At 37.1% G+C, this 13,423-nt stretch carries 10 protein-coding genes; all 10 read left to right on the forward strand.

Annotated elements, in window-relative coordinates:
• The first annotated feature begins 7 nt into the window (after positions 1-7).
• The 10 genes from EJN90_RS07660 (at position 8) to EJN90_RS07705 (ending at position 13,406) form a co-directional block, all read left to right on the forward strand.
• Complete coding sequence (locus EJN90_RS07660; protein WP_126110013.1) at positions 8-373, forward strand: YccF domain-containing protein; 366 nt, start codon at positions 8-10, stop codon at positions 371-373.
• Between the two features lie 156 nt (positions 374-529).
• The gene (locus EJN90_RS07665) at positions 530-1,987 is read left to right on the forward strand and encodes a DEAD/DEAH box helicase (RefSeq protein WP_126110015.1); all 1,458 of its coding nucleotides are present in this window, start codon (positions 530-532) and stop codon (positions 1,985-1,987) included.
• 534 nt (positions 1,988-2,521) lie between these two features.
• Entirely contained in the window at positions 2,522-3,157 is a 636-nt protein-coding gene (locus tag EJN90_RS07670) for an SGNH/GDSL hydrolase family protein (protein WP_126110017.1), read from the forward strand.
• Between the two features lie 143 nt (positions 3,158-3,300).
• Entirely contained in the window at positions 3,301-5,550 is a 2,250-nt protein-coding gene (locus tag EJN90_RS07675) for a glycosyl hydrolase family 95 catalytic domain-containing protein (RefSeq protein WP_126110019.1), read from the forward strand.
• Positions 5,535-7,310, forward strand: coding sequence for a sensor histidine kinase (locus EJN90_RS07680; RefSeq protein WP_126110021.1), 1,776 nt, complete (start codon positions 5,535-5,537; stop codon positions 7,308-7,310). Before EJN90_RS07675 ends, EJN90_RS07680 begins: the two co-directional genes overlap by 16 nt.
• A 1-nt stretch (position 7,311) precedes the next feature.
• Complete coding sequence (locus EJN90_RS07685; RefSeq protein ID WP_126110023.1) at positions 7,312-8,835, forward strand: response regulator transcription factor; 1,524 nt, start codon at positions 7,312-7,314, stop codon at positions 8,833-8,835.
• Positions 8,832-9,536, forward strand: a complete 705-nt coding sequence (locus EJN90_RS07690; RefSeq protein ID WP_126110025.1) for a DUF624 domain-containing protein — start codon at positions 8,832-8,834, stop codon at positions 9,534-9,536. The genes EJN90_RS07685 and EJN90_RS07690 overlap by 4 nt, the downstream gene beginning before the upstream one ends.
• Positions 9,529-10,824, forward strand: coding sequence for a hypothetical protein (locus EJN90_RS07695; RefSeq protein WP_126110027.1), 1,296 nt, complete (start codon positions 9,529-9,531; stop codon positions 10,822-10,824). The genes EJN90_RS07690 and EJN90_RS07695 overlap by 8 nt, the downstream gene beginning before the upstream one ends.
• 663 nt (positions 10,825-11,487) lie before the next feature.
• Positions 11,488-12,462, forward strand: coding sequence for an ABC transporter permease (locus EJN90_RS07700; RefSeq protein ID WP_126110029.1), 975 nt, complete (start codon positions 11,488-11,490; stop codon positions 12,460-12,462).
• Positions 12,463-12,476: 14 nt separating this feature from the next.
• Positions 12,477-13,406, forward strand: a complete 930-nt coding sequence (locus tag EJN90_RS07705) for a carbohydrate ABC transporter permease (protein WP_126110031.1) — start codon at positions 12,477-12,479, stop codon at positions 13,404-13,406.
• Positions 13,407-13,423 lie beyond the last annotated feature (17 nt).

Consider the following 13,423-nt stretch of genomic DNA (forward strand, 5'->3'; position numbering starts at 1 on the left):
ATCAATTATGTCATTTTTAGGAAATATCGTTTGGTTTGTTTTAGGTGGTTTTATCAGTTTTCTATCATGGTCGATCATTGGGGTTCTTTGGTGTATAACAATTGTAGGAATTCCGGTGGGCGTGCAATGTTTTAAATTTGCGAAAATGTCCGCTGCCCCATTTGGGAAAGATATTCAGTACAGTGATAGCGGAATGTCGCTTTTAATTAATATTGTTTGGCTGTTTTTAGGTGGATTGGTGATGGCAGTGGAAGAAGTGATAATGGGGATAATTTTCTGTATAACGATTATCGGAATTCCTTTTGGGTTGCAACACTTTAAACACGCAAAGCTCGCCCTGATGCCATTTGGCGCTAGAATCATTCGCATCTAAAAACCCTAAAAGCTTCCTGATTTCTACTGTAACTCGTCCATCATGTTTAAAAAGGCTTCGTAATCTAGAAAATTAATAAACAGATTCATTAAAAAGTACTATTTCGCCTCCAATCCTGCTATACTGGTTCAGCGAAGAAAAAGAAAGTAGGAAAATATGGAAAAGAAAACATTTGAATCATTTGGGACAAGTCCTGAAATATTGAAAGCTCTTATGAGTTTGCGTTATTATAGTCCGACAAAGGTACAGGAAGAAGTCATTCCGTTGGCTTTGGAAAAGCAGGACATTATTGTCGAATCCCAAACGGGCAGTGGAAAGACGGCGGCATTTGGAATACCTATTTGCGAGCAGGTGATTTGGGAAGAAAATAAACCCCAAGCACTGATCCTTGTTCCGACTCGGGAACTAGCTTTGCAAATTAAGGCTGATATTATGAATATTGGTCGGTTGAAGCGTATCAAAGCAACTGCCGTATTTGGTAAGTCTCCCTTTAAAATACAGAAGTCCGAACTGAAACAGAAAAGCCACATCGTCGTGGGTACTCCTGGCCGGATACTAGAGCATCTCCAAGAAGGGACATTGGTTGTAGGGCAAATTCGCACCTTGGTTCTGGATGAAGCAGATGAAATGCTCAATATGGGTTTCATAGAGCAAGTGGAAGCTGTTATCGACTATTTACCGAAAGAACGCCAAACAATGTTGTTCTCTGCGACGATGCCTCCAGAAGTGGATCGTTTGGCTAGTTTTCACATGAGAAACGATCGTGTTGCTATCAGGATGGAAAAAACGGTGGAGAATACTCCGAAAATTTTGCAATCCTATATCAAAGCACAGGATGCGTCAAAGGATAAGTTGCTGTTAGATTGGTTAACTATTGAGAATCCGGATGCCTGTATCATTTTTTGTAACACTAAAGATGCTGTTGATACTGTTGATGCTTACTTAGGTAAAGCAGGCTTACCGATTGATAAGTTGCATGGAGGCATGGATCAAGACGATCGTCTGGCTGTCATGGATGATTTCCGCTCTGGCAAACTCCGCTACTTGGTGGCGACGGATGTGGCTTCTCGTGGTATTGATATTGAAAATGTTACCCATGTCATCAACTATGATGTTCCTTTTGAAAAGGAAAGTTTCACCCATCGTACAGGACGGACAGGCCGCGCAGGGAAAACAGGACTGGCGTTGACGATGGTGAGTGAGAATGACAGGAGGCGGTGGCAGGAAGTCCGCGACTATGCCTTTGAAGAAAATGGCGATCTAACGGAAATATTTGCCCCCAATGAACGTATGGTTACTCGCGCGAAGACTGCTTTTGAAAAGAAAATACAGGCGCGAATTATACCGAGAACCGCCCGCAATAAAGAGTTGAATAAGGATATCACCAAAATTTATTTCAACGGTGGCAAGAAGAAAAAACTGCGCGCTGTTGATTTTGTCGGTACGCTGACTAGTATCAAGGATGTGGCAGCTGAAGACATCGGCATCATCACTATCCAGGAAAATGTAACATACATAGAAATCTTGAACGGGAAGGGCGCTTATGTCATTTCCCAAATGCAAGATCGGACCATCAAAGGGAAAACTTTGAAAGTTCGTAAGGCCCGCAAATAAGAGAAATACAAGAAAAGCCCCGCAACTTATTTGTGAGGCTTTTTCTTGTAGAGTAGGGGATTATAAGTTCAGCCATCAATGTCTAGCTTCCAAGTCCTGACCTAGTGAAAAAAAGATAAATTTGCCCCATTGCGCGCTTCGCTGCTCATTCAGGGTCAAATTTCCTATTTTTTCATAGGCCAAGGCGGACTTGTCCGCTTTTCTTGTAGAGTGGTATAGTTTTTTCTGCCCTCAATGTCTAGCGGCAAGCCAGCCTCTCAGAAATTAGATAAAGTGCAAGCTTCATCCTCAAAAAACATTGTGAAGGTGTCTCTTTTGAAAAAACTGCAAGCTTGAAATGGTAAAATACATCTGAAGCTTGCACATTTTATTGGATGGAATCAGTTGTTTGTGAAAAGTATTTATCTTCAGCGTGACAATAAGAAAATCCTCTTTCCTTATAGTACAAGGTGGATTGTCCGTTTTTTTTCTTTTATAATTTGCTATAATAGATACGTTCGTATGTAAACGCAAACAAGGAGATGTGATGTATTTATGAAATTAAAAAAAGATGATTTAATTTTGTTTATTGGAGACAGCATTACTGATGTGGGAAGAGATCGTTCTAATTTATACAGCTTGGGTTCTGGCTACCCATTGATGGTGGCGGGGGCTTTAAGCGCCCGTTATCCGGAGTTAAATCTCCAATTTTTAAATAAAGGGATAGGCGGAAATAAAATCACTGATTTAGAAGAACGGTGGCAAGAAGACTGTTTAGATTTAAAGCCGGATGTGGTATCGATCTTGATTGGGATTAACGATACCTGGCATACCATTGGCAGTAATGCATTCGGTACATCAGAATATCTAAACAGTTTTGAAACGAAATATCGTGCATTATTGACAGAAGTAAAAGAAAAGCTACAAGCACAAATCATTATTTTAGAGCCTTTTGTATTAAGCGAACCCATCGATCGCTTAGAATGGCGGAAAGACTTGGATCCGCGTATCCAAATTGTACGTAAATTAGCAAATGAATTTGCGGTAGAATTCATCCCGTTAGATGGCATTTTAAATTCTCTTGGAATGAAGACAGGTTATACTTATTTAACAGGAGATGACGGTGTCCATCCTACTGTTGCAGGACATGGTGTTATTGCAGAAGAATGGCTGAAGAGGATAGAAAAATAAACAAATTAATAGGAGACCGGTTCTTGGGAGTAATCCGATACTGGACTCCTATTTTTTACTGTAAAAAAGCCAATCCATACATGGAATTTATAAGCAAAAATCGATATGATAAAAATAAGTATAATTATTAAAGGAGAAATGAGATGCAGAAACTTACATTACCAGAGCGCGGCGTGTGGAGTGAAAAATATGGGAAACGTTGGGAGGAAGCATTTGTTGTAGGAAATGGTACAATTGGTGGAATGTTATATGGACAACCATTGCAGACGCAAATGATTTTAAATGCGCCTGATTTCTTTTTAAAAGGGAATCAAATGGAAAACTTGCCACACATGGCTCCTTATTTAGCAGAATTCCGTAAGCGCATACAAAAAGAAGGGTATGAAAACGCGATAAAATGGTATGAAGAACAAGCGCTCAAAGAAGGCTATCAAGGCTTAACGATGAGTGATCCAATTCATCCTCTTTTACAAATTCAACTGGAACATCAAAATATAGAAATGAAAAATGGCTCCTATCGCAGAGGGACGGATTATGCAAATGGATTTGTATTTGATCTATTTCAAAATCAAGATGGAAATAACATCCAAAGAAAGATCTATGTTTCCACTGCCAATGAATTAATCATTGAACTGGAAGGAGAGCAGCCGTTTTCTACGACAATAGCAATTGTTGACTTTCAACAAGAAAAACTCTTCCAAGAACTAGCAATTAAAGAAAACAGCTGGATACAAACAAATCAATATGGAGACGGAACTACTTATTTCACTAGCGGCTTAATTGAAACGGATGGTGAAATAAGCAATCGGAATAATCTATATGAAATGAAGCAAGCAACAAAAATTATATGTCGGATTTCGTTGAATGAACATGCGAATACAGAAAAAAAATCAGAAAGTTTGTTTGAAGAAAGCTGTAAAAAACACCGGAATCGTTTTGAAAAAGTTCAGTTAGACTTAGTTTGTTCAGAAAACCGACTTATCAGTATCGATAATCTGTTAGAAGAGATGAAACAAACGAAAAAAATCCCCCCAGTATTATTTGAAAAACTGTACGATGCGAGCCGCTATGTCATGCTCTCTTGCAGTGGAAAGTCGATTCCGAATCTACAAGGGATTTGGACCGGGACATTTGAACCCGCTTGGAGTGGCGATTATACTTTTGATACGAATGTTCAACTCGCTATTTCTTCTTTTGCAAGATTAGGAATGTTTGCTGAATTAACTGCTGTCTTTAAACGGTTGGAAGATTATTTTAGTGATTTTGAAGCGAATGCAAGGGAGTACTATGGTTGTCAAGGTTATATGGTTCCCGCACATGCAAGTACAACAGCCAAGCATGTCCATTGGAATCACGAATGGCCATTAGTGACTTGGACTGGTGGGGCTGCTTGGCTGGCACATTTTTACGCGGAGTATACAAATTACACGAATGATTTTGCTTTCGCCAGAGAAAAGGCCTTGCCTTTTTATAAAAAAGTGATTCAATTTTACGATGATTTCAAGATGATCGATGAAAATGATAAGGTATTATTCCGTCCCTCTTATTCTCCTGAGAATGGAATGGGAGATAATGCAACTTTTGACGTTGCGGCATTAAAAGAGACGCTATACCATGCTTGGGAAATTTATCAAAAATCAGGAAAGAAAATGCCTGAAAACTATCAATCTTTGTTAGAAAAACTTCCAAACTACGCGATGAATGATGACGGCGTATTGAAAGAATGGATTGATTGGCATAAAGACGAGAATGAAAACCATCGTCATTTTTCTCAATTTTATCCGATATTTGAAAGTAAAGAAATCCTTCCAGAGACAGAACCAATCTTGTGGGAAGCAGCAAACAAGGCCTTTCAACGGAAGATGGAGGCATGGGTAAATAACGAAGATAGTGGGAATACATCGTCACACGGCAGAATGCACGCAGCAATGTGTGCCATTTCTCTTCAAAAAAACAAAGCTTTGGAAGAAAGTATGGAACAATTTATTATGAACCGTGCTTTTTATGATTCATTGATTTCGGCACACTATAATAATCAAAATGTTTTTAATGTGGATGCAAACGGTAGTATTCCTAGAATCTACCAGGATGCTCTTTTATATCCAAAAGCAAAAGGGAAGTTGGTTGTTTTTCAATCAGTGCCTTACTGGCTTTCAGAAGGGAAGCTAAAAGGAGTTTGGCTGCCGGATGCGATTCGGGTTGAATTATTTGAATGGAATCGGGAAACAGAAGAGTTTGAACTTCATTTGGTAACGGAGAAGGAAACGGAGATCGTAATTGAAGTGCCTGAAAAGAATCGTTCGCAAAATAAACAACTTTGCATTTCATTACAAGAAGATAAGGTTACAATGGTAAGATACAAAAAAGGAATGATGGAATGGGAACATGGTTAAAAAAGTTTCGGCCAAAAACAATCAAACAAAAGCTTTTTTTGATCTATATCGGGATTTTATTTGTACCTATTCTTTTGGTCGGATACTATTTAAGTGTAGAAATTCGAGCAAATCAAATTCGTACAAAAACGGAGGAAATTGAACAAGACACGATACGGACAGCCAATGAATTAACAGGAACCTTGGAGTCAATCATTCGTGTTTCTGACTGGGTCTATCAAGATGAACGTTTAGCGGAACTCGTTCGTACAACCTTTGAAAATCCATATGAAGTTTTTGAGGCATATCAAAACTACCAGCAATTTGCGGACTATCTAAAGTACTATCAAGAAATTCAGCATATTCGTTTATACGTGGATAATCCTTCCTTAATGAGCAGTGTTGGTTTGTACCCTGTTACAGATGAAGTATCTGAATCAGTTTGGTATCAAGATGCGATTGAAAAAAGGGGACATATTGTCTGGCGTTATATAGAAGATTCTGTGACGGGAATCCGCTATTTGAATTTAACACGCTCCCTTTTTCAAAATGGTCAACTGACGGGTGTATTAAATATCGCTGTTTCCAACGATAAAATTGAAGAGATTTTGCGAAACTCTGGAAACACGTTTTTCTTGACACTAGATGATGAATTAGTTTTTAGTCACCCTCATGTAGAAAATATTCAATCGGAATACGAACAATATCGTTTACTATTAAACAATCAAGAAATAGATGAAAGTATAAAAGGCACAACAAAGAACATTACCTTTACCATTCAACAATTAACCATACCAAAATCTCTTTATTCTGACTTCAAAGCAGTTGGAACGGTTCCGACATCTAGTATCGTTGCAGAAGCAAATCGTGTCTTGATTATCGCTTATCTGGCAATCGGGTTTGTATTTATGATAACGTTACTCATGTTGGCTGCCTTTATTCGTACATTTAATAACCGTGTTATTCAACTGCAAGATAGTATGACAAAAGTGGCTCATGGTGATTTTGATATACCGAAAGAAATTTCAGGAGAGGATGAAATAACCGAGGTATATGAGCAGCTTTATGTAACCATGGAGAGTTTGCAGCTCCTGTTGTTGGAAAGATACCAATATGAAATTGATCAAAAAAACTGGGAACTTGATCGAAAAGAGGCAGAATTTAAGCTTCTTTCCAGTCAAATCAATCCCCATTTTTTATACAACACTTTGGAAATGATTCGCATGAAAGCACTGCGCAATCACGATAAAGAAGTAGCGGATATCGTGAAAATTCTTAGCAAACTGATGAGAAAAGCTTTGGAACGTCAAAGAGAGGAACTGCCGCTAAGCGAAGATTTAGCATTTATTGAAATGTACCTACAAATTCAAAAGCTTCGTTTTGGCGACCGAATTAATTACGTTATTCATCAAAATACAGCAACGGACTACTTTATACTACCTCTTCTCATTCAGCCGGTAGTTGAAAATGCTTTTGTGCATGGATTGGAAAAAATAGCAGGATGCGGGAACTTAGAAATTGAAGTAAATGAAATAGCCGACTTTCTGGAAATAATCATTCGTGATAACGGTGTGGGAATTCATCCTGAAAAATTAAAAGAGCTGCAGAAAGTCTTAAAGGGAGATACAGAAAGTCATCGAATTGGGATTAATAATGTTCAACAACGTATCAAACATTTTTATGGAAATGAATATGGTCTGACGATTGACAGCATGGAAGGAGAGGGAACGATCGTACAAATGCGGATTCCTCAAAGAATAATAACGAAAGGAGCTTCTTAACATGCATACTGTTTTAATTGTGGATGACGAGCCTATTGTCCGCGAAGGGCTTGCTTATATTATCGAGTGGGAGAAAGAGGGATTTAAAATAGTCGGTGATGCAAGGAATGGCAGGGAAGGTATGGAAAAAATACTCGAGCTTCAACCTGACTTGGTATTGACCGATGTTCGGATGCCGGTATTAGATGGAATCGGCATGGTAGAAGAAGCGAAAGATAGGGGGCTGAACAAAGAGTTTTTAATTTTATCAGGTTATTCTGATTTCAGTTATGCGAAAGAAGCAATTCGTCTAGGAGTTTCATCTTATTTATTGAAGCCGATTGATGAAGATGAGTTAATTGAAGAGTTACGAAAGATATCTCAAAGGATTCTGGAGAAAGAAAAGCAGAAGCAGACACTTGCTTTCTATGAAAAATATTCCCATTCCTCGAAAATAAAAGAGTATCTCTTGAGCGGACAGTTAAATGATGAGTTGGTATCCTTGCTGTCGTACGACTACTATCAATTAATTGGGTGTGATTATGAAAACGGAAAAGTTAATCGTCGCAGCATCTCAGAAGTGTTCAAGAACTTACTGATTGGCGAGGGGTTTTTATTTAACCATGGGACAACTTTTTTCGCATTAGTAGTAAATCAAACGAATCGAGAAGTACGGAAAGTAGCTGTGAAACTGAGCGAAGAATTGTCACAATTGGATCAAAATCTCTATTTAATCGTTAGCTCTGGAATCGACCAGTATGAGCAGCTGCCAATTCTTTACCAAGAAGTACGCAGGTTGAAGAAGAAAAGGTATTTATATCCTGATCTCAAACTACTTTCTGAACAGACGATTGCGGAAAAGAAAGAACAAAAAAATAACCAAGCAGATGGTTTTGACAAAGCTGACTGGAAAGAACAGTTGTTATGGGCAATAAAAAATGATGAAAAAGACAAAATTTATTCGTATTTGCAAGCAATCGGATATTATTATAAGCAAAATGACTGGATGGAAAGAGACATCAAAGCAGATTTAGCTGCTTTATTTAATTATTATTGTGATGAGATGGAAGAAACAGTAGCGTTACCTTTAAAGGAAAGGGAGAAGCGTTATATTATTTCCATTATACTAAGTGAGCAATCATTAAATCAGACCTTTATTTTCTTAAATGAAATTTTCATAGATTTTAGTCGATTCTTTGATACGGCTTATGATAATCGGGACATCGTTACTGAAATGAAAGATTATACTCGCAAGAATTATCATCAAAATTTGACTTTACAAGAATTAGGAAAAGAATTAAATTACAGTCATTCTTACTTAGGAAAAAAATTCCGATTACAAGAAAATATGAGTTATCGAACTTATTTGGATTTAATTCGTATTGAAGAAGCGAAACGACTATTAAAGGAAAATCAATTTTTAGTGTATGAGATAGCGGAGCGAGTAGGCTATACAAATAGCGATTATTTTTACAAAAAATTCAAAAAAATTGTGGGGAAAAGCCCGCGATCATTTCAAAAAGACTTAAGGGAGGGTAACGATTGAAAAATAAAAATATCTTAAATAGTAATTTGTATACTGCACTTCGTTACCTTTACTATTTTCTAACAACCAATTTATTATTTCTATTAGTGAATATGTTGTTTTTTGTGGTGTTTTTTTCAGTGCCATTGCTAGTAGAGAATGTCTTGATTTATAGTTTAGCGCTCATCCCGACTGGACCAGCTCTGGCAGCACTCTTTTTTTCCATGGGGGTATTGGTTCGTCAAAAATCTTTAGTACCGCTCAAAGATTTTTTCAGGGGCTATAAGGATAATCTGAAGGTCAGTCTCGTTTTTTGGGTTATTCAGCTGACCTTAAGTGTCATTGTTTTAGTCGATGCCTTTTATTTTTACACTAAGGGAAGTGTGCTAGTTGCGATTATATTTGCCTTAGTATTTGTACTCCTAGCTATCTTTTCGATGATTGGCTTTCCGATGTTGGCAATTTTTGAAATTACGGTAGCCAATATCTATCGATCAGCTGTGGTTATTATGTGGCGTTACTTTAGAAAACAGCTAGGCAATTTGTTGACGATTATTGCCTTTGCGGTTATTTTCTATGCCTTTCCTAGTGAAATGTTTTTATTTTTCTTTTCATTGATTGCCTTTTATATTATGCGATCGAATCAAACGATGTTTATTGATTTAGAATCGCAATTTTCTCAAATTAACGGTTCTTATGAAAGGGGAACTCATGATGATTAAAAAGTTAAGCCTCTTTCTACTCATCTTAGGTCTTGTAGCAGGCTGTAGCAAGGATGCTGAGTCGTCAGAAGAAAAAGTAGTTCAACCATTTCAAGCGATTACCCAGCTGAGCGCGTTTGAAATCACAACAAAAAATAATGATTCTTATCGTGTTGAATCAAACGATGATGAATGGGTGAGTGATGATATTGATCAGCTCGACCAAATGGCTATTTCAAATTTCTTGGAGAAAGTAGTTAGTTTGAAAGCCACGATTGTTGATGAAGCAGACATTGTCGTTAAAGAAAAGACACTCTTACAATTGGACTTATATCCTTCAGAAGATGAAAAAGTGGAGATGTCCCTATACCATGACGCAGAAGGCAACTACTATGGGAAAATGTCAGGGACAACAGATTGGCTGTTATTTTCAAAACTACCAATGGAGTTAGAAGAATTTTCGAAGGTTTATTTGCAAGATGCTATTGATTTAAAAGTTGGCATGTTAGAAACCATCCAATTTGAAGATCCAAGTCAATCATTTGAACTAAATCAAACGAGCGATTTTTCTAAAGTTGAAGCAGCACCTTTTATTAGTGGCTGGTTTTTACATGATGTCTATGACACACCATTTTCAATAGAATATCAAACGATGGATGCTATTCTAGAACGCTTAGAAAACTTTAGAGGAGAGGCGACGGAAGAAGCAATCCCGTCCGAAGCTGAAACCTTTTTTACATTAAGACTAAACGGCAGTGACGGACAGGAAACTCTCGTATTTGGTGAACCTGATGAAGACAGCGTACTGGTCCATCTGGAAGAAGCCAATGAAAGCTACCGTATTCCGCTCTTATTTGCCGGAACCTTCCAATTAACACCCTTTGATATAACGGATAATTTTATTAGTATTATTCCACTTGATTCCTTGCGGCAAGTAAAATTAAAAACAACAGATAAGACCTTGTTAATTGAAGCAGAGCATGAGGTAACGACCAATGATGAAGACGAAGTAAGTATCAGCTCCGACTTCTTTTTAAACGGCGACCAGCTGGATGAAGCAGCCTTTCGTAAGAATTACCAATATTTAGCTGCTCTTAAATACTTAAATCCATATGATGGCTCAGAGCCAATCAAAGATGAAGCAAGTCTAACGATTACTTACCAATTTCAATCAGAAGGGGAAGTCTTGCTTCACACCATTGATTTTTATGATTTAAATGAAGAAGAATACCTCGTTGAAAAAAATGGCATTCGTGAGTTCACAGCGAAAAAAGAACAGCTTTATGAGATGTTAGAAGTATTTGAATAAGCAAAAAATAAGCTAGATAAAACTGATTTACTAAAATGAGATAACATAAAACACTCTCTAAACTACCGATTTCCTGTACACTACGTGGAATCGGTAGTTTAATTTCGCTTGAACACGTTTTTCGTTATAGTAGTGAAAAGATTTTTTGGAATCTTTCCATCTAGATAGAACGTTTCCGACTTTAGTGAGAAGTAGACCGATTCTAGGGGGCACTATCAGCGGGCGTACCTTTTCGGGACATGATCATGGTAATACCTTTTTCCCCACTCTCTTTTTTCGTAGAGAGTTAATTTTTTTAAGACGTTCAAACCGATTTATGAGACTGAACATCTTTATTTTTTTAAAATAACTACATTCGAGAGAAATTTCAATGCTGAACATCTTTATTTTCTTAAAATAACGACCTTCAGGCTGAAAATCGAGCTTGAAAGTCGTTATTTTAAATTCTGCTTCCGATGTTCAGCTCCGCTTCTAACAACACTAAAAAATAGAGAGCCTTTTTTATTTTATTGTCAAATAGCAGTATGTTTTTAAGTCATTATTAGCATTAAAAAATGGGAAAGCTATTTTTTACTGGTTTGATGTCTGTTTTTTCATGTTTATTATGTAAGCGATAACAACTATGATATGTATAGGCATAACAATAGAAGGAGGAGGAGACGAATGGAAGGTATGAAAATCATAGAAGAAGCGGTCATCGTTGAAAAGAAAAAGAGGAATAATCGACAAAGGAAGATTACTTGGAAGAAAATCAAAGAACAAAAAGGACTCATCTTCATGGCGCTTCCTTTTGTGATTTGGCTATTGATATTTGCATATGCTCCATTAATTGGCTGGGTAGTCGCTTTTCAAGATTATTTACCACAAAATGGTTTCTTTGGTTCTGAATGGGTAGGGTTTAAACATTTTCAAGTCTTATTCAGTGAACCGCTATTTTATACAGCAATGAAAAACACATTAGGAATGGGCTCTCTTGGTTTGCTTTTTGGTACTCTATCGTCCATTGGTTTTGCTCTAATATTAAATGAAGTTCGTTTCTCTAAGTTTAAAAAATTAACACAAACAATTTCATACTTACCCCACTTTGTTTCATGGGTAGTAGTAGCGAATATTGTTATTCAAACCTTATCCACAACAGGTGTTGTTAACGAAGTTTTGCAAGCGCTTCACCTCGTTGACAAACCAATTAATTTTATGGCGCAGCCTGGTTACTTCTGGGGAATTGTAACTGTAGCTGATGTGTGGAAAGAAACTGGATGGAATGCGATTATCTATCTTGCAGCAATGACTAGTATTGATCAAGAAATGTATGAGGCAGCCCGCGTGGATGGTGCGAATCGCTGGCAGCAAATGTGGAATATCACACTCCCCTCCATTCGACCGATTATCATTATTTTACTGATCATGAGCATTGGAAATTTAGTGAATATCGGATTTGAAAAGCAAATGCTTTTAGGAAATAACATTGTAGCAAATGAAGCACTCGTTATTGAGAAATATGCATTAGATTATGGAATCGGCATGTTCCGCTATTCATTTGGTACTGCAATTGGTATTTTTAAATCTGTAGTAAGTATTGTATTGATCTTTATTTTTAATAACATTGCTAAAAGAACCGGTGAAGGCCAACTCATGTAGAAAGGAGAGGTAGAATGGCTGCTTTAATAAAATCAAAAACGAAAAAAAAGAAAAGTCTTGTTACTCGAGCAGGAAAAACAGATTTCATTTTAGCGATTATAATGCTAGTCGTTATCGTATTAACGCTTTATCCTTTCTTGAATGTTCTAGCAGTTTCGCTAAATGATGCAACAGATACAGCTCGCGGTGGATTACATATTTTCCCAAGAGAATTTACCTTAAAAAATTATCAAGAGATTTTTTCATCCAATAATCGTCTTTTAATTGCTTTTCGAAATTCTGTTTTACGGACGTTGATTGGGACATTGACTGCTACCTTTTCTTGTGCAGTTTTAGCTTATGTTTTAAGTAGAAAGAATTTTGTTTTCAGAAAGCAGATTAATATAATGTTAACAATGACCATGTATGTGAGTGGGGGACTTATCCCATCCTATTTGTTAATACGTGAATTGGGATTAATAAATAATTTCGCAGTATATATTGTTCCTGCTTTAATCAGTGCATTCAATGTGATTGTGATTCGTTCCTTTATAGAGGGGCTTCCAGATGCCTTAGAAGAATCTGCTAAAATTGATGGGGCGAGTGAATTCACGATTTTTCTGAAAATCATTATGCCGCTTTGTATGCCGGTACTTGCTACTGTTGCGCTTTTTGTGGCAGTTGGTCAATGGAACAGTTGGTTTGACACTTATTTATATGCTAGAAGTAATAATAATCTAACAACGCTGCAATATGAGTTAATGAAAATAATGGATAACGCAAATTCTCTGACTGCTGCAGATGTGAGTGGTATGAATCAGAATCCAAATCTGACAGCACGAACAACGCCAGAGTCAATCAAGATGGCGATTACGATTATTGCGACAGTGCCGATATTAATTGTCTATCCATTTTTACAAAAATACTTTGTTTCGGGCTTAACATTAGGGGCAGTGAAAAGTTAATTGCCTCAAATATAAAA

Source organism: Jeotgalibaca ciconiae, assembly GCF_003955755.1.
Taxonomy (GTDB): Bacteria; Bacillota; Bacilli; order Lactobacillales; family Aerococcaceae; genus Jeotgalibaca; species Jeotgalibaca ciconiae.